General features: G+C 70.7%; 20 protein-coding genes and 2 pseudogenes. 8 read left to right on the top strand and 14 right to left on the bottom strand.

Annotated features, from left to right (window positions below; all coding sequences use genetic code 11):
- Positions 1-64: 64 nt before the first annotated feature.
- The 4 genes and pseudogenes from G8D98_RS12890 to G8D98_RS12875 form a co-directional block, all read right to left on the bottom strand.
- A pseudogene (locus G8D98_RS12890) lies at positions 65-787 on the bottom strand (IS3 family transposase); the annotation flags it as partial.
- A 28-nt stretch (positions 788-815) separates the two neighbouring features.
- Complete coding sequence (locus G8D98_RS12885; protein ID WP_166104033.1) at positions 816-1,859, bottom strand: IS110 family RNA-guided transposase; 1,044 nt, start codon at positions 1,857-1,859, stop codon at positions 816-818.
- A gap of 206 nt (positions 1,860-2,065) precedes the next feature.
- Positions 2,066-2,377 (bottom strand): annotated as a pseudogene (locus G8D98_RS12880) (transposase); the annotation flags it as partial.
- Between the two features lie 237 nt (positions 2,378-2,614).
- Positions 2,615-2,860 carry a hypothetical protein gene (locus G8D98_RS12875; RefSeq protein WP_166104030.1) on the bottom strand — a complete coding sequence of 82 codons (246 nt, stop codon included), beginning with the start codon at positions 2,858-2,860 and terminating at the stop codon, positions 2,615-2,617.
- A 267-nt stretch (positions 2,861-3,127) separates the two neighbouring features.
- Here G8D98_RS12875 and G8D98_RS12870 point away from each other — a divergent pair, with 267 nt between their 5' ends.
- On the top strand, positions 3,128-3,640 hold the full coding sequence (locus G8D98_RS12870) for a CHAP domain-containing protein (protein ID WP_166104028.1): 513 nt from the start codon (positions 3,128-3,130) through the stop codon (positions 3,638-3,640).
- A gap of 84 nt (positions 3,641-3,724) precedes the next feature.
- Here the strand turns inward: G8D98_RS12870 and G8D98_RS12865 are convergent, their stop codons facing one another.
- The 8 genes from G8D98_RS12865 to G8D98_RS12830 form a co-directional block, all read right to left on the bottom strand.
- A complete protein-coding gene (locus tag G8D98_RS12865) occupies positions 3,725-5,251 on the bottom strand; it encodes an FGGY-family carbohydrate kinase (protein ID WP_166104025.1) in 1,527 nt (508 codons plus the stop codon).
- Between the two features lie 16 nt (positions 5,252-5,267).
- Positions 5,268-6,902 carry a fucose isomerase gene (locus G8D98_RS12860; RefSeq protein WP_166104022.1) on the bottom strand — a complete coding sequence of 545 codons (1,635 nt, stop codon included), beginning with the start codon at positions 6,900-6,902 and terminating at the stop codon, positions 5,268-5,270.
- Positions 6,899-7,900 carry a ketose-bisphosphate aldolase gene (locus G8D98_RS12855; RefSeq protein ID WP_166104019.1) on the bottom strand — a complete coding sequence of 334 codons (1,002 nt, stop codon included), beginning with the start codon at positions 7,898-7,900 and terminating at the stop codon, positions 6,899-6,901. The genes G8D98_RS12860 and G8D98_RS12855 overlap by 4 nt, the downstream gene beginning before the upstream one ends.
- A gap of 10 nt (positions 7,901-7,910) precedes the next feature.
- Positions 7,911-8,546 carry a class II aldolase/adducin family protein gene (locus tag G8D98_RS12850; RefSeq protein ID WP_166104016.1) on the bottom strand — a complete coding sequence of 212 codons (636 nt, stop codon included), beginning with the start codon at positions 8,544-8,546 and terminating at the stop codon, positions 7,911-7,913.
- Positions 8,543-10,015 (bottom strand): FGGY-family carbohydrate kinase, encoded by a 1,473-nt coding sequence (locus tag G8D98_RS12845; protein ID WP_166104013.1) that lies wholly within the window; start codon positions 10,013-10,015, stop codon positions 8,543-8,545. The genes G8D98_RS12850 and G8D98_RS12845 overlap by 4 nt, the downstream gene beginning before the upstream one ends.
- Positions 10,012-10,845 carry a carbohydrate ABC transporter permease gene (locus G8D98_RS12840; RefSeq protein WP_166104010.1) on the bottom strand — a complete coding sequence of 278 codons (834 nt, stop codon included), beginning with the start codon at positions 10,843-10,845 and terminating at the stop codon, positions 10,012-10,014. The genes G8D98_RS12845 and G8D98_RS12840 overlap by 4 nt, the downstream gene beginning before the upstream one ends.
- Positions 10,842-11,732: a carbohydrate ABC transporter permease gene (locus tag G8D98_RS12835; protein WP_166104007.1), complete on the bottom strand. Its 891-nt coding sequence runs from the start codon at positions 11,730-11,732 to the stop codon at positions 10,842-10,844. The genes G8D98_RS12840 and G8D98_RS12835 overlap by 4 nt, the downstream gene beginning before the upstream one ends.
- 71 nt (positions 11,733-11,803) lie before the next feature.
- Positions 11,804-13,117, bottom strand: a complete 1,314-nt coding sequence (locus G8D98_RS12830) for an ABC transporter substrate-binding protein (protein ID WP_166104004.1) — start codon at positions 13,115-13,117, stop codon at positions 11,804-11,806.
- A gap of 307 nt (positions 13,118-13,424) precedes the next feature.
- Here G8D98_RS12830 and G8D98_RS12825 point away from each other — a divergent pair, with 307 nt between their 5' ends.
- From G8D98_RS12825 to G8D98_RS12805, 5 genes are all read left to right on the top strand, one after another.
- On the top strand, positions 13,425-14,393 hold the full coding sequence (locus G8D98_RS12825; protein ID WP_223179055.1) for a LacI family DNA-binding transcriptional regulator: 969 nt from the start codon (positions 13,425-13,427) through the stop codon (positions 14,391-14,393).
- Positions 14,394-14,555: 162 nt separating this feature from the next.
- The gene (locus G8D98_RS12820) at positions 14,556-15,836 is read left to right on the top strand and encodes an ABC transporter substrate-binding protein (RefSeq protein WP_166103999.1); all 1,281 of its coding nucleotides are present in this window, start codon (positions 14,556-14,558) and stop codon (positions 15,834-15,836) included.
- A gap of 80 nt (positions 15,837-15,916) precedes the next feature.
- Positions 15,917-16,789: a carbohydrate ABC transporter permease gene (locus G8D98_RS12815; protein ID WP_229661784.1), complete on the top strand. Its 873-nt coding sequence runs from the start codon at positions 15,917-15,919 to the stop codon at positions 16,787-16,789.
- A gap of 1 nt (position 16,790) precedes the next feature.
- The gene (locus tag G8D98_RS12810; protein WP_166103997.1) at positions 16,791-17,642 is read left to right on the top strand and encodes a carbohydrate ABC transporter permease; all 852 of its coding nucleotides are present in this window, start codon (positions 16,791-16,793) and stop codon (positions 17,640-17,642) included.
- A 62-nt stretch (positions 17,643-17,704) separates the two neighbouring features.
- Complete coding sequence (locus G8D98_RS12805; RefSeq protein ID WP_166103994.1) at positions 17,705-18,472, top strand: DeoR/GlpR family DNA-binding transcription regulator; 768 nt, start codon at positions 17,705-17,707, stop codon at positions 18,470-18,472.
- Between the two features lie 33 nt (positions 18,473-18,505).
- Here the strand turns inward: G8D98_RS12805 and G8D98_RS12800 are convergent, their stop codons facing one another.
- Both G8D98_RS12800 and G8D98_RS12795 read right to left on the bottom strand, forming a co-directional pair.
- Positions 18,506-19,534: a hemolysin family protein gene (locus G8D98_RS12800; protein ID WP_166103991.1), complete on the bottom strand. Its 1,029-nt coding sequence runs from the start codon at positions 19,532-19,534 to the stop codon at positions 18,506-18,508.
- Positions 19,531-20,874: a hemolysin family protein gene (locus G8D98_RS12795; protein ID WP_166103988.1), complete on the bottom strand. Its 1,344-nt coding sequence runs from the start codon at positions 20,872-20,874 to the stop codon at positions 19,531-19,533. Before G8D98_RS12795 ends, G8D98_RS12800 begins: the two co-directional genes overlap by 4 nt.
- Positions 20,875-21,036: 162 nt before the next feature.
- Here G8D98_RS12795 and G8D98_RS12790 point away from each other — a divergent pair, with 162 nt between their 5' ends.
- Complete coding sequence (locus G8D98_RS12790) at positions 21,037-22,029, top strand: ABC transporter ATP-binding protein (protein WP_166103986.1); 993 nt, start codon at positions 21,037-21,039, stop codon at positions 22,027-22,029.
- Entirely contained in the window at positions 22,029-22,832 is an 804-nt protein-coding gene (locus G8D98_RS12785; protein WP_166104058.1) for an ABC transporter permease subunit, read from the top strand. The genes G8D98_RS12790 and G8D98_RS12785 overlap by 1 nt, the downstream gene beginning before the upstream one ends.
- The last annotated feature ends 148 nt before the right edge of the window (positions 22,833-22,980 follow it).

Below are 22,980 nucleotides of genomic sequence, written 5' to 3'. Positions count from 1 at the left end.
CCACGCCACCGTCGGCCGCCCCGGCGAGGGCACCTGCCCCCGATACAACCGGACCTGCTGCTGACGCTCCCGAACTCCCATCGACACCTCCACGATCGAGGTGTTGCGACGACCGCTTGAATCCGCCCTGGGCCCCTCGGTCGCTGTGCGCCACAACGGCTCCCAGGTCGGCGCCGGTGCGTTGCCGGGTCCAGATGGCCTGCTCGAGCGCGTCAAGCACCAGGTCGGTACCCATACTGGTCCCGCACCGCCAGCCCAGGATGCGGCGGGCGTAGGCGTCGACGACGAACGCGACGTACACCCACCCCGACCACGTGCTGACGTAGGTGATGTCGGCGACCCACAACCGGTCCGGCGCGGTCGGGGCGAAGTTGCGACCGACCAGGTCCCGGGCCCGCTCGGCCGCCGGGTCGGCGATGGTGGTGCGCTTGACCTTGCCGCGGACCGCGCCGTGCAGCCCGTCGGCGCGCATCAGCCGCTCCACGATGCAACGAGCCACCGGGATGCCCTCCCGGTTCAGGGCCAGCCACACCTTCCGGGCGCCGTACACCGCGTAGTTCGCGGCGTGGACCCGCCGGATCTCACCCAGCAGGTGGGCGTCGCGCCGCTCCCGCGCGGTCGGGGTACGGCCGGCGTGCTCGTAGTACGTCGACGGGGCGACCTGCAGGCCGTGCTCGGACAGCACCCGGCAGATCGGCTCGACACCCCAGCGCAGCCCACCGTCTTCGCGGTGGCCTGCGTGCTCGCGGATGAAGTCCACGATCACCGGGAGGGCCGGTCGAGCTCGGCGATGCTCCTATGTCAAGGGCTGCGGGTCAGGCCGCGGTGGGAAGGTCGGTGACGTTGTGGCGTTGGTCGGCGCGCAGTGCCTGGAAGACGGTGTCGGACAGGCGACGCCGGAGGAGGCGGAAGGCTGCGGTGCGGTCCTTGCCGCGGCGGCTCTGACGTTCCAGATACTCCCGGCCGGGACCGATGCCGCGGGCTTGGGTGACGGCGATCATGTGCAGGGCGTAGTTGGACTGTCGGTTGCCGCCGCGGTTGAGTCGGACCTTCCCGGCGCTGGACCCGGACCACACTGGGACCGGTGCGGTGCCGGTGAACCGGGCGTAGGCAGCGGCGTCGCGGAAGCGATGCACGCCGGCGGTTTCGCCGATGAGCACGGCCGCCGAGAGCACCCCGACGCCGGGGATGGCGAGCAGGCTGGGGGCCTGGGCGGCCACTAGGGCGGCTAGCTCCTTCTCGAGGGCCTTCACCAAGGTGTTGAGCTCGACGATCCGCGCGAGCAAATCCCGCGCCAGGCGCGCGACGATCCCGTCCACGCCCTCGAGCGCGTCCGCGACCCGGCGGGTGGTGTTGTCGTTGCGCAGGCTGCGGGAGCGGACCTCCAGGTCGGGGTCGAGCTCGTGCAGGTGCCAGCGCAGCTGACAGCAGGCACGGGTGCGCTGCATGACCAGGTCACGGCGGTAGTCCGACAGGAGCTTGATCTCCCGGGCTGGGCCGTCCAGCTCGGCCACCGGCAAGTCCGCGTGGCGCAGCGCCGCCAGGGCGACGGCTTCGGCGTCGATCGGGTCGGACTTGCCAGGCGCGCGGGCTCCACGACGGGCATCAGCCATCAACCGCGTGGGTACCCGCATCACTCGTTGGCCGGCCCGCAGCAGGTCACCCTCAAGCCGGCGGGTCAGGTGCCGGCAGTCCTCCAACGCGAAGGTGACCTCGCCGAACCCGGCGGCCCAACGCAGCAGGTTCACGTGGCCGTCGGTGTTGGCGCGCACCGTCAGCTCACCGAGCTTCCGGCCGACCCGGTCGAGCGCGACCACGGTGTGCGTCTTCTTGTGTGAATCGGTTCCGATCATGACCATGACGGCCTCGCTTCTCCTGCTCGACAATGAGGACGTCCTGGTCGCCGGGTGACCCCGGGCACGCCTCAATCCAGCCAGATGCAGGCTCCTATCAAGCCACGAGGAACCCGACGGTCAGGGCGCCCGGCGAGGCCGCACATCGGACGAGAAGCCACCGACGAACCCGGGGCAGCGAAGAAACGAGCGAACCCCGCCGGACCCGATCAGCGTGGCATTGACGCGAAGAAACTCGACGCCGCCTTCAGGATCGCGTTCGCGCGGCGCAGCTCGGCGTTCTCCCGCCGCAGCCGCTTGACCTCCGCGGCCTCCTCGGTGCTGACCCCGGCCCGGTCGCCGGCGTCGACCTGCCCCTGACGCACCCACTTACGGACCGTCTCCGCGGTGGCGACCCCGAGCAGCTCAGCGACCCGGCCCATCGCCTCCCAGTCGCTCTCATGATCGGGGCGGATCTCGGCGTACATCCGCACCGCCCGAGCCTTCAGCTCCGCCGGGTACCGCCGGCTTGTCTCTCCTGGCATGACTCCAACCTTCCCAAGGATCGGAGTCTCCGGACATGCCGGGGCGGTTCACGGAGCAGACAGTTCGAATCCTGTCGGGGCCACCGGCCTCCCGTCGCATGTCCGCAGGCGCCGCTCGGCACCTACCCGTCAGCTGGATCGCCGGACCAGCCGATCGTCTCCGCGGTAGCACGTACATCCGCGCAGTCTGGTCCCGTCGTGGCATGGGTCGCGCACGGTTGGGCACGACCCTCGAGGTCAAGCTGCGTTCGGATCCTGGCCCAGGAGTCGAACCAGACCGATACCTTCGTCCGGGACGCAGACGTAGAGGACGAACGTGCGCCCGTCGGCAACCCGCGCCGCCCAGTCGAGCACCTCGTCGACCTGCGCACCGCGGACCTCGTACTCCGAGGAGGTCCCGCGCTGGTCGTGGAAGTAGACCCGAAAGACGGGGTCCTCGATCTCCCAGGTCTGATCGCGTGGGTCGACGAGCGCGGTCTCCATGCCCCCGATTCTCACAAACCCCGGTGGGTGCGGCATCGCACGGCGATGCGAGGCGCTGCACCTCCGCGGACGTGGTACAGCACCGCAGCATGTGTCACTCCGGCCAGCGGGCGGCATCACGGACGGTCCCGCGGGACGCGAGACCATCGTGCGGCGACAGGGCGGGGAGAGTCCCCCGGTCGTTGCCGCGACGACGGGCGCGAACAGGAGTAGGTTGCGAGCCACGTGCGAGGGGGAACTCGCACCTGACCCTAGGGGGGACCTCACATGACCCATGTCCAGAACGCCCGGCCCGACCGCCGGTCGATCCTCGGGCTCGGCCTCGGTGCGGCGGCGACCGCCGTCACCCTGCCGATGCTCACGGCGGAGCCGGCTCTGGCCGTCAGCGCCGCCGACCCGGTCAACGACTACCCGTACAAGAACAGCGCCGTCGACCAGGTCGACCGCTGGAACTTCTACACCCGGGAGTGCACGTCGTTCGTCGCCTGGCGGCTCAACCGCCGCAACGGCATCTCGTTCAACAACTACTGGCGCGGGGTCCACTGGGGCAATGCCTCGAACTGGATCAACGCCGCCCAGCAGGCCGGCCTGCGCGTCAACCGCACTCCGCGGGTCGGGGCGGTCGGTGTCCCGGACGGCCACGGCCACGTCGCCTGGGTCAACCGGGTGCGCGCCGACGGCCGGATCTCCTTCGAGGAGTACAACTGGAGCCCGGCATACGCCTACAACCACCGGCGCACCGCGCCGTCGGGCTGGCGCTACATCCACTTCCCCGGCTGACCGGCCGGCAGCAGTGCCCACAGGCCGCCGCGGCCGACTCTCGTCAGCCGCGGCGGTCTCGTGTGGGAGCAGGTGGAGCTGCGGTCAGGTGCGCCCCATGGCGGCGTTCCGCTGACGAAGCTCGGCCAGGCGGTGCACCACCGGCCGGGTGCTCTCGTACAGGGCCTGGTAGTCAGCGTGCATTCCCGCATAGAGCTCCGACAACGCCGTCCGTGGTTCGACGACCCTGTCCTCGGTCGCCCAGGACGTCGTCGCGGGCACCAGCCCGGCGCCGACCGCCGCAATGAGCGCGTCTCCGTAGCTCGCGCCGATCGTTTCCGTGGGCACCAGCTGTTCCCGGCCCGACACATCGCTCACGATCTGTGGCCACAACCCGCCCTGTGTGCCACCCCCCACGGCCACGATCCGGCGTACCGGTGTCGCGACGTCGTCGAGGAGGTCGACGATCTGCCGAACCGCATGTCCGGTTGCCTCGTACGTCGCCCGCAAGAGATGTCCCCGGGTGTGACGCAAGGTCAACCCCGCCAGCACGCCGCTGGCCTGGGGGTCGAAGATGGGAGTCCGCTCCCCTGCGAAGTACGGCAACAAGAGCAGGCCATCCGAGCCCGGTGGCACCGCTGCGGCCTCCGCCTGCAAGGTCTCGAAGCCCGCCCCTCCGACGAGGTCCTGCAGCCAGGTCGTGATCGAACCGGACGTGGCCATGCCGGCGGCCCGCGTTCGAGAGCCCGGCATCACCCCCGTCGTGTTCCACAGCAGCGGATGTGCCGCGGGGCGGTCGACGACCTGGACGAAGAACATCGTCGACCCGTACATCACCATCAGGTCGCCGGGATCCGAGACACCGGCGCTCAACGCCTCGGCCCATGCGTCGACAGTGCCCGCGCAGACAGGGGTCCCGGCCGGCAGCCCCGTCTCGGCCGCCGCGGCCTCCGACACCGAACCGACGACCTCGCTCCCCCACGCCAGGCGTGGTGCCGGAACGTCGCCCATGACCTCGCCGTACCAGGAAGAGTGCCAGCTCTCCCGGGCCAGGTCGTACAACGGGACACTCTGGCTGGCGGTGTGATGGTCCATGACGTACTCGCCGGTGAGGCGCCGGACGACGTACGAGGTCGAGGTGTGCCACTCCCGGGTCCTCGACCAGACCTCCGGTTCGTTGTGCCGGAGCCACAGGGCCTTCGGCCCGACCGCCTGGGTCGTGAGCGGGGTACCTGCCACCTGCAGCACGGTGTCGTCTCCGTACCGACGTGTGAGCTCGTCGATCTCGGCGGTGGCCCGCATGTCGATGCCGTACAGGATGGCCGGACGGAGGGGGACGGCCCGCGCGTCGGTGGGCAGCAGACACGGACCGACCCCACTGACGCACAGCGCAGCGACCGTGCACGCCCGGTGCGCGGCCTGGGCCGCCAGCTGACGGCCGATGCTGCACACGTCTGTCCACCAGACCGCCTCGGCGTCGACCTCGGCCCAGCCGGGACGCGGCAGCGACATCGAGCTGGGTCGCGGCACTGTCGCGGTCGCGACGACCTTCCCCTCGAGGGTGGCCAACACCCCTTTGCTGCTGCCGGTCCCGAGGTCGATGCCGAGGACCAGTGGTCCAGCCTCGCTCATGAGGGTCTCTCCGCTCTCAGACCCGGACGTCGCCGCACAGGTGCACCGTGAGCCCGAGCGAGGCGAACATCGCCGCCTTGGCGAGCAGGCCACGGTCCGCGGTCTGGGGATCCGGGGCGTAGACGACGTTGAGGTGGTTGGCCTTGTGGCGGGCCATGAGCTGGTCTCGTCCGACGCCGTGAAGCACGGCATGCATGATCGGCCACTGCGGGGTGGTGGCCTCGAGCCGGCGCCGGGTCTCCTCGGAGGGCAGCGCGACGGCCGAACCCCGGCCGAGGTCCACGTGCAGCGATCCGTCCTCGATGAAGACCCGTGACCAGACGATCTCGCCGGGCCGCGACACGCCACTGAGGGTCCCGCCGCCCAACGGGAAGTACATGGGCGGCTGGCGCATCGACCAGCTGTGCGCATACCCGCCGTTGTGCGAGGCAGGCACCGCTCCGCTGATCTCCATGACCCAGACGAAGTCGCCGTCGTACTCCTCGCCCCACCGGATGTCGTGCAAGGTCGTGGCCGGGTCCATGCCCATGGCTGTCCACACCCGGTTGGTCACCAGGCTGTCGACGGCCACGCCCTCGTCGACCTCGTTGAAGTGGGGCAGGGCCACCCCCGCGTACAGCTCGCGCGAACCGTCCCGCGAGCGGACGGGCGGCCGGGCCACGTTGTTCAGCAGCCCCTCGGCGAGGTCACTCGCGGGCACGGTGTCCTTCAGGCCCTGCTGGTACTGGATTCCCACCGCGTCCAGGCCGAAGTCGTCGGCGATGCGCAGGGCGGCGATGTACATCCGGAACTGGCTGAGCAGCTGGGCGTCCGTGAGCTCGGTCTCCTCGCGCGTCCCCGTGTGGAACGTCATCCCCGCGTCGTCCAGCCACCGCCGGACCGACTGGGCCTCCTCCTCGTCGACGCGCGCCATCTCGGCCACGAGAGCGCTCTGGGACAGGCGCTCCTTGTAGATGCCCAGCGGGTTGAGCAGCTCGTCGTCGATGATGGCGTTGTACATGCCCATGCATCCTTCGTCGAACACCCCGATCACCGCCTTCTCGCGCAGGAGCTGATCGGCGAGGGCTCGGCCCAGTGCAGACTCCTCGCAGTCGGGAAGCGGCGGCAGGTCCCGTACGTGGGAGAGGTCGTGCACGATCCGACCGGTGTCGACCCACTCCTGCAGCTTGTCGAGTGCCCAGTCGTCGGTGAAGTCCTTGCTCCACAAGATCGAGTGCTCGACCCCGGCCTTCGTCAGGCTCGCGGTGAGACCCAGCATGCCGACCAGCCCGGGGAACTCGCCGCTCCAGTTGGCGACCAGCAGGATGGGGCCGCGGTGGGTGCGCAGGCCGGCGAGGACATGGTGGCTGTACTGCCAGACCGCCTCGGCCACGACGAGCGGCGCCTCGGGAGGAACCGTACGGAACACCTCGATGCCCATCCGCTGGCTCGAGATGAAGCCGTGCCCCTCCTCCTCGTCGACCGGATGTGCCCGTCGGAGCCGACGGCCCACAGAGTGCACCGCGCGCTCGAGGTCCCCCTCGAGCACCCGCTGGACGGGCCAGCAGGTCTGGTTTGCCGCCAGACGCAGGTCTCCGCTGGCCACGAGGTACACCTCGTCATCGGCGTGGGTGAGCGGATCTGGGGCAACGGGCACGACGTAGTGGCTCATCGGGCTCCCCCGGCCGTTGCAGGGGCCGGCGAGGCGTTTCGCAGGTCGTCCGCCCGGCCTGCCTGACCGAACAGGCGCATCCGGACAGCGACCAGGTCCTGCATCGCCTGCCGGCCCTGACCGAGGTACTGCGCGGGGTCGACCGAGAGGCCGTCGCGCGCCAGCGCTTCCCGGACGGCACCGGTGAAGGCCAGGTGGGAGTCCATCCCCTGGTTGATCTTGCGTACACCCATCGAGACCGAGCGCTCCTTCTCCTCGTCGGGGACCCCCCATGACTGCGGCAGCGAGGCTCCGAAACGGTTGTTCTGCTCCCGCAGGTCGGCCGGGAGGGAGGACGACCCGTGCATGACGAGGTGCGTCCCGGGTACCCGCTCGGCGATGCGCCGGATGAGATCCATGTGCAGGACCGACCCGTCCGGCGGGGTGTCGAACTTGTAGGCCCCGTGCGAGGTCCCGATGGCCACGGCCAGCGCGTCTACCCCGGTGCGGTCGACGAACTCGCGAGCCTGCTCCGGGTCCGCCAACACGATCTCGGCACGGCTGCCGTCGACCTTGCTGCCGCCGATGGTTCCCAGCTCGCCCTCGACCGACACCCCGGCGGCGTGGGCGTACTCGACCACCTCGGCCGTGACCTCCACGTTCGCCTCGAACGAGCTCGGCCGGCCGTCCGAGCCGAGACTGCCGTCGATCATGACGCTGGAGAAGCCGTGGTCAACGGCCCTCCGGCATGTCGTGGCGTCCGGACCGTGGTCCAGGTGGAGGACGACGGGCAGGTCCGGATAGGTACCGATGAGGTGCAGGAGACCGGACCAGTACCGCGCGTCCTCGCCGTGTGAGGACACGCCCGCAAGCGTCTCCACGATCACGGGTGAGTCGGTGAGCTCCGCGGCGTCGAGCACGGCCTCGGCTTGGATGAGGTCGCTCACGTTGAAGGCCCCGATGGCGTACCCGCCGTCCCGGGCCGCGTCCAAGGCATGGCGCAGGGTGATCAGTGGCACGACGTCCTCCTCAGAGAGCGCTGGTGATGCCCAGCGACGCGTAGTCGAGGACGATGGGCGAGCTGGTGACCGACCGCGCGTGCAGGAGCACCTTGGCGGCGCTCTCGACCGCGACGCTGGTCTTGAACGCCGTTCGCAGGTCGGGGCCGACGGTCAGCAGGCCGTGGTTGGCCCACACGACGGCGTTGAGGGTGCCCATCACGTCGCACATGGCGTCGCCGAACTCGGTGCGGTTGCTCAGCGCGAAGGGCATGATCGGCACGTCACCCTTGGTGTAGATCACCATGTTGACCAGGGCGCCCAGGATGGGCTCGCCGAGGACGCCGAAGACATTGGCGAAGACGGGCTCGGTGTGCACGATGGCGTTGACGTCGGGACGCCTGCGGTAGGCGGCCAGGTGCACCGTGACCTCCGACGACGGCTCGTGGCGGCCGTCGACAACGGCGCCGTCGCCGTCCACGACGACCATGTCGTCGGCGTCCATCCGGTCGTACTCGAGGTCGGTCGGCGTGATGAGGAAGCGGTCCGGCTGCGGAAGACGCACGCTGATGTTGCCCTGGGTGTTGAAGTTCAGGCCGTACTCCATCGAGCGCAGGCAGTAGTCGAGGACGTCCTGCTTGGTCTGCTGGAGGTCGAACTCGGTCATCGGTTCTCCTTCGATGTCATGGTGTCGAGGTTCTTCAGGGCGGGGTACAGGGCGTCGTAGCGCCCTGCCTGGCCGCTGTACCACTCGTCCAGGCGGGGGTCCGGCTCCACCGAGCAGGAGATCTGGGGTTGGGGCAGGGCGTCCAGGGAGGGGTGGAGTCCGGCGCCGACCGCTCCCTGCAGGGCGGCACCGCGTAGGGAGCCCCCGTCCTGACCCGCAGCGAGCCGGTGCCCGGCGGCAGCGGCCCGGATGGCGAGCGAGCCTGCGTGCGCGGCCCCGCCACCGACGGCCCACAGGTCACCGACCTCCACCGCACGCGCTCGCAGCTCCCGGGCGATCCGCCGCAGCTCGAAGCCGGCGGCCTCGAGGAACGCCCGTGCCAGGGCGGGACGCGTGGTCTCGAGGGTCAGCCCGATGACCGCACCCGTCGCGGCCGGGTCGTTGTCCAGGGTTCCCGAGCCCGCGAGGTACGGAAGCACGAGGACCGGGCTCGGGTCCTGTGCCGCGGAGGCGAGCAGCAGGTCCCGCTCGTCCGGCGAGGCACAGCCGGCCATCTCGGCAAACCAGTCCAGGGCCCATCCGCCGGAGGCCGTTCCGGCCAGGGTCAGCCAGCCGCCGGCAACGGGGTAGGTGGCCAGACCGGTGCCCGTGAGGCCCTGAGGACGGCTGCTCGTGCCGACCGTCAGGCAGTCACTGGTACCGAAGGCGATCACGGAGGCCCGACCGGGTCGGCCACCCCCACCCCAGAACGACGAGGCCTGGTCGTGTGACCCGACCACGATGGGCAGCCCCTCGGGCAGTCCTGTGGCCGCCGCGCCCTGCGCGTGCAGCCTGCCGACCACGGTCCCGGGGTCCACCACCTCCGGGAGGAACCCGAGGGGGACGCCAGCTGCCTCCCACAGGTCCTCTGCCCAGGTCCCCCGTGTGACGTCCAGGCCCCCCGTACGGGCGGCCATCGTCGAGTCGATGGCCGCCCTACTGCCGAGTCGCCCGGCGACGAAGTCACCCAGACACCGCAGCCCGGCGACCTCCCGCGAACGCCACGCCTCGCCCTCCGCCGCCGCCTTGTACACCGAGAACATGGGGTGCACCGGCTGGCCCGTGAGCTCCTGGACCCGCCGCTCGTCGCCGCCGGTGACCTGCTGCACCACCGCCCGACCGCGCCGATCCATGCTCACCGGCGCGAGCGCCAGCGCACGTCCGTCGGCGTCTACGGGAAGGATTGCCTCGCCCTGCACGCTGAACGACAGCGACACCGGCCTGTCGTCCTCGAGGACGCCGCGCGCAACGACCCGACCGAGGGTTGCCACGGCGTCGGCGAGGCACTGCTCGGCGTCGGTCTCCACCCTCCCGGGAGAGGGCGTCGACAGGGCAGCCTGCGTCGACTCCTGGGCCATCAGGAGCCCGTCGTCGGTGAACGCCGCGGCGCGGACACCGCTGGTGCCGATGTCGACGGCGAGGAGGCTCACTTCACCGCCCCCGCCAGGCCGTTGACCAGGTACCGCTGCACTGCGAGGAAGACCGCCACGATCGGGACGGAGATCAGGACCAGGATCGCGAACAACGCGCCCGGCTGGCTCAGGAAGGTTCCTCGGTAGGCCAGCGGCACCAGGGTCAGCGGCTTGAGGGCGTTGTCACTGAGCGTCACCAGGGGCAGCAGGAAGTCGTTCCACGTCATCATCAGCTGCCAGATCACGACCACCGAGAGCGCCGGGCGGGCCAACGGCAGGTAGAGCTTCCAGTAGATGGTCCACCGGTTCGCGCCGTCGATGAGGGCGGCCTCGTACGTCTCGTTGGGAATTGCCAGGAAGGCTGTGCGGATGATGATCACCGCGAAGGGCAGCCCCAGCGCCGTGTAGACGAGCACCAGTCCCAGCAGGTTGTTGTACAACCCGAGCGACTGCAGGATCTTGAACGTCGACACGATGATGCTCGACATCGGCAGGATCAGCGCCAGGGTCAGCGCACCGAAGATCACGGCCTTGAGCGGCACCCGCAGGCGCGCCAGCGCGAAGGCGCTCATGGATCCGAACAGGATGGTCAGGGCGATGGAGGGCACGGAGATGATCACGCTGTTGAGCAGGTGGCCCAGGATCGGGTTGCCCTGCCAGATCTCGACGTAGTTGCTCAGGCTGGGCGACTCCGGCAGCAGCCCGAGGGCCGTCGTCTTCGGGTTGCTGCGAGGCAGCAGCGACAGACCGAGCGTCATCACGATGGGCACCAGCCAGAGCGCGGCAAGCGGCACGAGCACCAGGTGGAGGCGGCCGCTCGCGTCGGGGCGGTAGCGACGTCGTGTCATGTCTCGTCTCCCGTCAGGAAGCCGGACCCGAACGCCCTCACCATCGACAAGGAACTCACGACCGCCACCACCAGCAGGACCACGCTGATGGTGGACGCGTAGCCCACGCTCTGCAGCTGGAAGGCCTGCTTGAAGGTGTAGGTCGGCAGCATCTCCGAGGCGTGGTTGGGTCCCCCCTCGGTGAGTACGTACACCAGCTCGAAGGTCTTCAGCGAGCCGATGACCCCCAGGAGCAGGAGAGAGAGGTGCGTGTTGCGCAGGAGCGGCCAGAGGATCCTCGCCATGAGCTGCAGGCCCGTGGCTCCGTCGATCCGGGCGGCCTCGATGACGCTGGTGTCGATCAGCTGCAGCCCGGCGAGGTAGAACAGCATCGAGAAGCCGGTCCACATCCAGACGTTGACGAAGATCGCCGCGAAGATCGCCGTCGAGGGGTCGGAGAGCCACGGCTGGGTCAACACGTCGATGCCGGTGAGGCGCCCTACCGAGGCGACCACGCCGTTGAACGGGTCGAGGATGCGTTGCCAGACGATCCCGACGACGACCGGGGAGAGGATGGCCGGGATGAAGAAGATCGCACGGTAGACGGCCCGCCCCCGCAGCCTGCGGTTGAGCGCGACCGCGAGGAGGAACCCGATGATCGCCTGGGGCGCGATCGTCAGCAGGATCCACCACGCCGAGTTGCGCAGGGTCGTCACGAACACGGGGTCCTCGAGCAGCTCCTTGTAGTTGCCCAGCCCCACGAACTGCCCGACGTTCACCCCGTCCCAGCGAAGGGTGCTCGCCTGGACGTTGTAGACGATCGGGTAGACGACGAAGGCGGCGAACAGCACGAGCGCCGGTGCAAGGAACAGCAGCGCGGTGCCAGCTTCCTGGCGGCGATAGCGCATGGGGGCTCTCTCTCGGTCGTGTGGCACCGGGCGGCGACCGCCCGGTGCCACACGTCGTTCGGACGCGGGGGTCAGCTCGCAGCGTCCTGAGCGGACTGCACCTTCTCGGCGGCCTGCTGCGGGGTGAGGTCTCCCGTCGCCACACCAGCGAGAGCGTCTCCGAGCGCGGTGTCGACCTTCGGGGACTCGAGGTACCGGGACCACTGCACCTTGGGCATCCAGTCCTCCGTGAACATCGCCCACATCTCCTGCTGCTTGTCGCTCGTGAAGGTCTCGGGGTTCATACCGGTCACGGCGGGAAGGTCGTTGAACGTGTTGACGAGCTTCTGGGCACCGGCCCCCGCGATCCAGTCGGTGAGAACCTTGCACGCGAGGTCCGGGTTCGCGGAGTCCTTCGAGATCCCCAGGGCGACGTCGATACCGCCGACGTACTGGGCCTCGGAGGCACCGCCCGGGATCGTCGGGAACAGGAACGGCTCATAGCCGGCCATCCCCTCCGAGAGCGGAGGGAGGTCCTCACGGCTGGGGTCGGACTGCTGAATCCACCAGGCACCGAGCGGGATCATCGCGGCATTGCCGGCCTCGAACTGGTTCGCCCCGCTGGGGTAGGCGTCCAGCCCGATGGCGCCCTTCTGCGCGATCCCGTCGGTGAAGAGCTTGCTCCAGTACTCGAACGCCTCGACGATGCGGGGGTTGGTCCACGAGTCGGTGCCGTCCTCGGCCTGGTAGACCAGGCCGGGCTCGATGTTGTTCGCGATCTGCAGGAAGACGACGTTGCGCAACCAGCTGTCCTTGGCCGGGAGCATGAACGGCGCGTACGACTCACCCGAGAGCTTCTTCACGACGCTCTCGAGCTCTTCCCAGGTCGTCGGCGCGGTGACGCCCTTGTCCTCGAAGATCTCGGAGTTGCCCCAGAGGTTCACCGTCTGCACGAGGAGCGGGAGGGCGTAGAAGTTCTCGTCACCGTCGGGGTTGCCCATCCGGGCCTGCTCGATGCCGATGGGGTAGAACTTGCTCTGCCAGTCGCTCCCCCAGGTGTCACTCGCGCACTGCTGGAGCGGCATGAGCTTGTCGCGGTACTGCTGCGTCAGCGCACCCGGCTGCAGACCGACGATGTCGGGCATGGTGTTCGACGAGGCGCGGGTCTGCAGGTCGACGAGGTACTCGGGGTAGTTGAACACCGTGGCATCGATGCTGGTCCCGGCGTTCTCGTCGGTGAAGGCCTTCACCATCTGGGCGGTGGTCTGCTCGATCGGGCTCCAGGACCGGAACGTGACGGTGGATGCACCGCCGGTGCCACTCGCCGAGCCCTCCGACTCGTCCGTGGAGCCACCGGCACAGGCGGACAGCCCGACCGCGAGCGCCGCACCAGCCGCGATGCCCACGTAACGCTTGGATGACCTCACCATTGGGGTCCCTTCCTCCGTGCAGCGTCGTCGCTGCATGTATTCGATTACATTCCTAGACCACCACGGAGCCGATGGCCCTGTCAAGAGTTTTCGCGGGAAAGTCAGCCCTCGGTCCCATCCGGGGAAGCCCGGTCCGCCGGGCATATCGATGAGAAGGGAGCTGCCCCGGCCCGGCCTACGCCACGTCGACGCCCCCGCTCCGGCACGCGCCATCATCCCCTGCCCGTGTAGCCTCACATGTAATCCGTTACATCAGGGAGGGTCAATGGCAACCATGAAGGACGTGGCAGCGCGTGCGGGGGTGTCCACAGCCACGGTCTCGCGAGCCATCTCCGGGCACCCGTCCGTCCAGGCGGACACGGCCCAGCGCGTCCTCGCGGCCGCCGAGGAGCTCGGGTACGTCCCCAACCCCCTGGCGAGCAGCCTGCGCAAGCAGCGCACCCAGGTGTGGGCACTCATCATCGCCGACATCAACAACCCGTTCCTGACTCAGGTGGCGCGGGGGCTGGAGGACGTCGCGAGTGCCGCGGGCTACTCGGTGCTGCTGTGCAACACCGACGAGGACCCTCGACGCGAGGACGCCTACATCGGCATCGCCGAGCAGTACCGTGCCGCGGGGGTGGTCATCACTCCGACGTCGCCGGGTACCGATGTCGCCGTGCTGCAGGAGCGAGGCATCCCCGTCGTCGCGGTCGACCGGCCGCTGACGGCCGGGCTCGATGTCGACGCCGTCCTCATCGACTCACGCCGTGCCGCCCGGGCCGCCGTCGCCGGACTGGTGGCCGTCGGCCGTCGACGGATCGGCTGTATCACGGGGCCCCGGCGCGTCTACACGGCGGAAGAGCGGGTCCTGGGGTACCGCGAGGCCCTGCGCGAAGCACACCTCCCCCCCGAGGAGTCCCTGGTCCAGTACGGGGACTACAAGGAGGAGGGCGGGCGGGCGGCAATGGCCACGATTCTCGAGAACGACGGAGTGGACGCGGTCCTCGTCGCGAACAGCCTGATGGCCGTCGGGGCACTCGACCTCCTGCGCACGCGGGGGCTCGATCCGGGCTCGGACGTCGAGATCATCGCTTTCGACGACGCGCCGTGGACGGCGTTGCTCGCTCCGGCGGTCCGGGTCATCCACCAGCCTGCGTACGACGTAGGGCAGGCCGCCGGACAGCTGCTGCTCAGGCGCATCGCCGAACCCGGCCGGCAGTCCCGGACTGTCATGCTCGCCGCGAACCTCGGGCCCGAGACTCGCCGGTGAGGTCGAGCCGCAGGTAGCCACCCCCGGCGGCCCGCGCTCGGGCCACGGTCACGATCCGTCATCGGTTCGGTTCCACGCACGAGCGCGCAGGTATGCTCACTTTCGCGCTGGAACGGTCAGGGCGAACCCGGCGCCCCTCGGCCCAGACGAACGGAGCCCACGATGACCCTCCCCACCTCGCGGCTGAGCCGCCGCCACCTGCTGGCCCTCGGGGGCTCCTCGCTCGCGCTCACCGCGTGCGGGTCGAACACCGGCCGCGGCGACTCCTCCCCCTCCGGCGGTGGCGACGGCGACAAGCCGGCGCTGTCGCAGTGGTACCACCAGTACGGCGAGGAGGGCACGCAGGACGCCGTCAAGCGCTACGCGGCGGCCTACCCCGACGCCTCGGTCACCGTGAAGTGGGACCCGGGCGACTACGACCAGACCACGGCCGCCTCCCTGCTCACCGACGCCGGCCCCGACGTCTTCGAGTACGGCAACGGCCCGTCGATCGACATGATCAAGGGCGGCCAGGTCGTCGACATGACCGACCTGTTCGGCGACACGGTCGAGGACTTCAACGCCTCGACGGTGGCGCGGATGACCTACGACGGCAAGATCTGGGCCATCCCGCAGGTCATCGACATGCAGATCCTCGTCTACCGCAAGTCGATGCTCGAGGACGCCGGCATCGAGCCGCCGGAGACGATGGACGACCTCGTCGCCGCCGCCTCGGCCCTGACCACCGACAAGGTCAAGGGCCTCTTCCTCGGCAACGACGGCGGGGCCGGGCTCATGGGCGGCGCCATGCTGTGGTCGGCCGGGTTCGACTTCCTCACCGACGACAACGAGTTCGGCTTCGACGACCCCCGTGCCGGTGAGGCCCTCGCCGTCCTGCGCGAGCTGTGGACCTCCAAGGTGCTCCTCCTCGGCCAGCCCACCGACTGGTACGACGCCGCCGCCCTCACCTCCGGCCAGTGCGCCATGCAGTTCACCGGGCTGTGGACCTTCCCCGACATCGACAAGGCCCTCGGCGACGACTTCGGCGTCGTGCCGTGGCCGGCCATGGACGGCGGCGAGAAGTCGGTGCCCGTCGGCGCGTACGGATCCTGCGTCAGCGCCAAGAGCAGCGACGTCGACGCCGCCAAGGCCTTCGCCAAGTGGCTGTGGATCGACCAGACCGACGACCAGCTGGACTTCGCGACCTCCTACGGCTTCCACATCCCCTCGCGCACCTCGCTCATCCCGAAGGCCGACACCCTCACCTCCGGCCCGGCGGCCGACGCCGCCTCGGCGGCCACAGACTACGGCCACGCCCAGACACCGATCCTGTGGACCCCGAAGTGCCAGACGGCCTTCGGCGACGCGATGGTCAAGATCGTCAAGAACGGCGCAGACCCGATGGAGCAGATCGCGGCGGTCAAGAAGGTCGCCGAGCCCGAGGTGAAGCGGGTGCTCGCCTGAGCACCACGACGGCCGCCCCGACGCGCCCGGCCGCCCGCCGCGGGCTGGGTGCCCGCCTGCGTGGCCGCCAGAACCGCAACGTGTGGTTCTGGGTGTTCGTCGGGCCGTTCGCCCTCGGGCTCGTCGTGTTCATCTACGTCCCGATCCTCTGGAGCGTCTACCTCTCGTTCTTCAGCGCCTACAACACGGTGACGCCCTCGCGCTTCGTGGGCCTCGGCAACTACGCCGACATGCTCGCCGACCCCGCGTTCCGCAGCTCGCTGGGGACCTTCCTCGTCTTCGCCGCGTTCATCGTCCCGACGACCTTCGTCCTCTCCCTCGGGGCCGCCCTGCTCGTGGCGCGCACCCGGGTCATGCAGACCTTCTTCCGGTCCGTCTTCTTCCTCCCGGTGGCCTGCTCCTACGTCGTCGCCTCGCTCGTGTGGAAGATGTCGCTCTTCTCCGGCGTCGCCTCGGGCGTGGCGAACGCGGCGATCGGCCTCGCCGGCCACGAGCCGATCCCCTGGCTCTCGCTCACCGACCCGCCCTGGTACTGGCTGGTCATCGTCTCGGCCCGGCTGTGGCTCCAGCTCGGGTTCTTCATGATCCTCTTCCTCGCCGGCATCCAGCGGATCAACCCGGTGCTCTACGAGGCCGCCGCCATCGACGGCGCGCGCGGGTGGCAGACGCTGCGCTACATCACCCTCCCCCAGCTGACCGCCACCTCGACCGCCGTCCTGCTGCTGCTCATCGTCAACGCCTTCCAGGCCTTCGACGAGTTCTTCAACATCCTCTCGACCTTCGGCACCTACCCGCCCTACGCGCGGCCACCGCTGGTCTACCTCTACTACGTGGCGCTGGGCCGCGGGCAGGACTTCGGGCACGGCAGCGCCGGCGCGGTCATCCTCACCGCCGTCATCGCCGTCGTCGCCCTGGTCCAGGGGCGGGCGATGCGCCTCGGGCGGGAGGACTGACGTGGCCGTCGTCGCCAAGCGCCCCCAGGACCGCGCAGCGGCCGCCGTGCGCTACACCGTGCTCGTCCTCGCCGCGCTGCTCTTCCTCCTGCCGTTCGCCCTGCTCGCCCGCAACGCACTCACCCTCGACCAGGACCTCAACAACCCCGAGTGGCACTGGTTTCCCCCGACGTGGGCGTGGTCGAACCTCACCGACCTGTTCACCAACCCCGAGCTGCCGATGGCCCGCTCGCTGGTCAACTCGCTGCTCATCGCCGTCACCCAGACCGCGGGCGTGCTCGTGCTCTCGGGGATGGCCGGGTACGGGCTGGCGCGCATCCCCTACCGCTGGTCGAACGCGGTCTTCTACACGATCACCGCCACCTTGCTCATCCCGGCCGCGGTCACCTTCGTGCCGAGCTTCGTCCTCGTCTCCACCCTCGGGTGGATCTCCACGCTGCGCGGGCTGATCATCCCCGGGCTCTTCCAGGCCCTCGCGACCTTCCTCTTCCGCCAGTTCTTCCTCTCCTTCCCCAAGGAGGTCGAGGAGGCCGCCTTCCTCGACGGGCTCTCGTACTGGGGCACGTTCTGGCGGGTCGTCGTGCCGAACTCGCTCGGGTTCACCGCCGCGATCGGGACGATCACCTTCATCCAGTCCTGGAACGCCTTCCTCTGGCCGCTCGTCATCGGCCGCAGCCAGGAGGCGTGGACGGTCCAGGTGGCCCTCTCGACCTTCCTCACCGCGCAGTCGGTCGACTTCGGGCAGCTGTTCATGGGTGCCCTCGTGGCCATCGCGCCGCTGCTGCTCATGTTCGTCTTCCTCCAGCGGTGGATCGTCGAGGGCGTCGAGCGCTCCGGCATCGGCGGGGACTGACCGCGGCCGCGACGACCGCTCGTGCGCGCTGGTGAGCGCCCCCGATTGCTACGATCGCTCGGGTGCAGTACACCCGCCACCGGCTCATCGTCGAGCGGCTGCGGGCGTCGCAGACGCTGACCGTCGCGCAGCTGCGGGGGCTGACCGGGGCCAGCGCGGCGACGGTCCGGCGGGACCTCGACGCCCTCGAGGGGCTGGGCCTGCTGCGCCGGGTCCGCGGGGGCGCCGTGGCCACCGACGAGCCCGTCGCCGATGCCGACGCGGCCCGCCCGTTCGACGCCGTGGCCGCCGGCGACCCCGCCCGCAAGCGGCGGATCGCCCGGGCCGCCGCCGCCCGGGTCGAGGACGGCCAGACGGTGATCCTCGACATCGGGACCACGACGATGCACCTCGCCCGCGCCCTGCGTGGCCGCCGGGTCACGGTGGTCACCGCCAACCTCGCCGTCGTCGACGCCCTGCGCGAGGACCGCGACGTCGAGCTCGTCCTGCTCGGTGGCACCCTGCGGCGCTCCTACCACTCCTTCGTCGGCGCGCTCACCGACCACGCGATCCGTCAGGTCCGCGCCGACTGGGTCTTCCTCGGCGCCAGCGGCGTCACCCGCGAGGGCACGGTCCTCGACACCACCCAGGTCGAGGTGCCCGTCAAGCGCGCCCTCGTCACCGCCGGGGAACGGGTCGTCCTCCTCGCCGACGGCGACAAGCTCCCGGGGCGGGGCACGTTCCAGGTGTGCGGGCCGGAGGCGCTCGACCTCGTCGTCACCGACGCCGGTGCCGACCCGAGGATGGTCGAGGCGCTGCGCGCGGCCGGCTGCGCGGTCGAGACCGTCTGAGCGAGCCGACCCCGACGCCGCGCCCGGCCCCGCTCAGCGCTGCGAGGCGTCCGAGACCTCGCCGACGAGCTCCTCGATGACGTCCTCGAGGAAGACCACCCCGGTCACCGTGCCGTCCTCGGCGACGACCCGGGCCACGTGCGACCCGCTGGCCTGCATCGTCTGGAGCACGGCCTCGACCTCGTCGCCGGGCTGGACGGTCGCCAGCCGGCGCACCCGCTTGCCGGGCACCGGCTCGTGGCGCTCCTCGTCGTCGGCGTAGAGCACGTCCTTCAGGTGCAGGTAGCCCGAGAGCTCGCCGCCCCCGTCGCGCACCGGGTAGCGGGAGAAGCCGTGCTTGGCCACGAGCCGCTCGATCTCCAGCGGCGTGGCCGCCGGGGTGACGGTGACGAGCGCGTCGAGGGAGACCGCGACGTCGGCGGCGTCCTTGTCGCTGAACTCCAGCGCCGCTCCGAGCCGCTCGTAGTCCTGGTCGCCGACGAGGCCCTCGTCGCGGGACTCGTCGAGGATGTGTGCGACCTCCTCGGCGGTGAACGCGGCCGAAACCTCGTCCTTCGGCTCGACGCCGAGCAGCCTCACGGCCGCCTTGGAGACCCAGTCCATGCCGTGGATGACCGGGGCGACGACCCTGGAGACGTAGACCAGCGGCGGCACGAGCAGCACCGCGGCCCGCTCGGGCTGGGCGATGGAGATGTTCTTCGGGATCATCTCGCCGTAGACGACGTGGAGGAACACGACGATGGTCAGCGCCGCGGCGAGCGCGACGACGTCGGCGACGACGCTGGAGAGCCCCAGGTGCTCGGCGACGGGCTCGAGGGCGTGGTGGAGGGCGGCCTCGGAGACCGCACCGAGCAGCACCGAGCACACCGTGATGCCGAGCTGGGCCGTCGCGAGCAGGAGCCCGGTGCGGCGCAGCGCGTGCAGCGCGACCTGCGCACCGGAGCTGCCGGCCTCGGCGAGCGGCTCGAGCTGGCTGCGCCGCGCGGACATCGCGGCGAACTCGGCGCCGACGAAGAAGGCGTTGGCCAGCAGCAGCACGACGGTGACGACGACGGTGGTCACGAGCTCTCACCACCGCTGCGACCGTCGGCGGGCGGCGCGAGGACGGGGCGGGTCGGGAGCAGCCGCACCCGGTCGACCCGGTGGCCCTCCATGTCGACGACCCGCGCGGTCCAGCCGTCGACGACGACCTCGTCACCGACCCGGGGCACGCGCCCGAGCGCGGCCATGACGTAGCCGCCCACGGTCTCGTAGGCCGGCCCCTCGGGCACCTCGACGCCGACCCGCGAGCGCACCTCGTCCGGACGCCACAGCCCCGGGACGGTCCACGAGCCGTCCGGCAGCCGGCGCCCGGTCGTCTGCCCCCGGTCGTGCTCGTCGCTCACCTCGCCGACGATCTCCTCGACGAGGTCCTCGAGGGTCACCACGCCGGAGGTGCCGCCGTACTCGTCGACGACGACGGCCAGCTGCATCCCCCCGACGCGCAGCCGCACGAGGAGGGGGTCCAGGCGCAGGGTCTCCGGGACGAAGACCGCCTCGGTCATCAGCGCGGACACCGGCACGTCGGCCCGGCGCTCGAACGGGACCGCGATGGCCTTCTTGACGTGGACGATGCCGTCGACGTCGTCCCAGTCCGAGCCGAGCACCGGGAAGCGGGAGTGCCCCGTCCGGCGGGCCAGGGTGACCAGGTCCGCCGCGGAGGCCGTGCGGTCGATCGAGGTCGCCCGCGAGCGCGGGGTCATGACGTCGGCCGCGGTCTGGTCGGCGAAGCCGAGCGACGCGGTGACCAGCCGCGCCGTGCCGTGGTCGAGGGTGCCGGCCTCGGCCGAGGTCCGCACGAGCGAGGCGAGCTCGGCGGGGCTGCGCGCGGCCGAGAGCTCCTCCTGCGGCTCGATGCCGAGGGCGTGCAGGGTCCGGTTGGCGACCCCGTTGAGCACCGCGATGAGCGGCGTGGCGACGACACCGAACCAGCGCACCGGCCCCGCGGAGATCTTCGCGGTGGCCATCGGCAGGGAGACGGCGAGGGTCTTCGGGACCATCTCGCCGACGATCATCGAGAAGACGGTGGCCACGAGCATCGCCAGGACCGACGCGGCCGAGGAGGCCGCGCCCTCACCGAGGCCCAGCGACCCCAGCGGGCCGACGAGCAGCTCGCCGACCGAGGGGCTGGCGATGAACCCGAGCACGAGCGTCGTCAGCGTGATGCCGACCTGGCAGGCCGACAGCTGGGTCGAGAGCTGCCGGTGGGAGACGAGGACCGAGCGGGCCCCGGCCTCCCCCGCGTCGGCAGCGCGCTGCACCGCCGGACGGTCGAGGGCGACGAGGGAGAACTCGGCCGCGACGAACAGGGCGGTGCCCAGAGTGAGGACGACCCCAAGGAGCAGCAGGAGCCAGGGAGTCATCGCCGTGGAGGTGGAGGAGGGTGCATGTCCGCTCCAGCGTACGGGCGAGCGGCCCGGTTCCGCGCCCTCCACCCGAGGGGGGACGCGCGCGTCCACCCGCCGGGTGACGCGCCCCGGGCCCCGGACTGACAGGATCGAGCCCATGACGCGAGGGACGAGACCATGACCACCGCCACGACCACGCGCGCGGGCCTGATCGAGGTCACCGGGCTGACCAAGCGCTTCGGCACCTTCACCGCCGTCGACGACCTCAGCTTCACCGTCGAGCCCGGCCGGATCACCGGCTTCCTCGGGCCGAACGGCGCCGGGAAGACCACCACGCTGCGCATGCTCCTCGGGCTGATCCGCCCGACGAGCGGCACGGCCACCATCGGCGGGCACCCGTACGTCGACCTGCCCCACCCGCTCTCGAGCGTCGGCGCCGCGCTCGAGGCGACCAACTTCCACCCGGGGCGCAGCGGGCGCGACCACCTGCTGGTGCTCGCCGACACCGCGGACGTCCCGGCCAGCCGGGTCGACGAGCTGCTCGAGCTCACCGGCATCCCCGCGGCCGCCCGCAAGCGCGCCGGCGGCTACAGCATGGGGATGCGCCAGCGGCTCGGCCTGGCGGCGGCCCTGCTCGCCGACCCCGAGGTGCTCGTGCTCGACGAGCCGGCCAACGGGCTGGACCCCGAGGGCATCCGCTGGCTGCGCGGCTTCCTGCGCCACCTCAGCGGCCAGGGCAAGACGATCCTCGTCTCCAGCCACCTGCTGCGCGAGGTAGAACAGACCGTCGACGACGTAGTCATCATCGCCAACGGGCGGCTCGTGCGCTCCGGGCCGATGGCCGGGCTCCGGGGCACCCCCGGGGCGCTCGTGCAGACGTCCGACCCGGCCGCGCTCGCGGGGGCACTGCGCGTCGCCGACGTGACGAGCACCGTCGCCGAGGACGGCTCGCTCGTCGCGGACACCACCGACCTGCGCCTCGTCGGCGACGTCGCACTGCGTGCCGGGCTGCCCGTGTACGGGCTCGCCCCGCGCACGGCCGACCTCGAGGCGCTGTTCTTCGAGCTGACCGAGGGCACCAACCGCAACCTCGGCGCGGGCGCCGCCGGCAGCCCGGCCGTCCCACTCGAGCGAGACGCCATGACCGGCGAGGAAGGAGCGAACGAGTGATGGTCGGCGCGATCCGCTCCGAGCTGCGCAAGTTCTTCACGACCCGGATGTGGTGGGGCATGGCGATCGGCATCTTCGTGGGAGGTGCCCTCTTCGCCGCGTTCTTCGCCTACGCCTTCACCTCCGACCTCGCAGGCCAGAGCGGTGGCCCCGGCGGCATGCCCACGGGCGACGCCGAGCAGATCGCCAACAGCGTCTACACCGCCGGGCTGTCCATCGGGTACCTGCTCCTGCTCACGATCGGCGTGCTCCAGATCGGCTCCGAGTACCGCCACAAGACGATCACCGGGACGTTCCTGGCCACCCCGCGCCGGGTGCGCGCGATGCTCGCCAAGGTCGTGGCTCTGCTCGTCATCGGGGCGGTCTACGGGCTGGTCAGCCTCGCGGGCTCGGTGTCGGTCGGTGCCGTCGTTCTCGGCCTTCGGGACGTCGACGCGTTCCCCTCCACCCAGATCGTGCGCACGCTCGCGCTCAGCCTGCTCGTGCTCGGGCTGTGGGCGCTCATCGGGCTGGGCATCGGCATCCTCATCCCCAACCAGGTCGCGGCCCTGCTCATCGGCATCGGCGTCGCCTGGATCGTCGAGCCCCTCGCCAGCGTCCTGCTGGGCTTCTGGGACTGGGGCGCCCAGCATGTCGTCCAGTTCATGCCCACCCAGGCGACGAACGCCATCGTCAACGCCGTCCAGGACGGCAGCGGCACGGCGCGGCTCGACTGGTGGGGCGGCGCACTCACCCTCACCGCCTACGCCGTCGTCCTCGCCGGCATCGGCATCTGGCGCACCTCGCGGGCCGACATCGCCTGACCCCGCACGGCGAAGTCTCGCGGCGGCCGGTGGGAGCCTTCCCACCGGTCGCCGCGCGTTCGGGACCGCTCGCCGTGCGGCCGTCCCGGCGTCACGCGCGCGTAATAGGCTGGTACGAGGCATCCACGACCGCCCCGAGACCAGCCGA

The sequence above is a fragment of the Phycicoccus endophyticus genome (assembly GCF_011326735.1).
GTDB classification, from domain to species: domain Bacteria; phylum Actinomycetota; class Actinomycetes; order Actinomycetales; family Dermatophilaceae; genus Phycicoccus; species Phycicoccus endophyticus.
The sequence above is the reverse complement of the archived record's forward strand: the minus strand, read 5'-3'. Positions and strand labels throughout refer to the sequence as shown.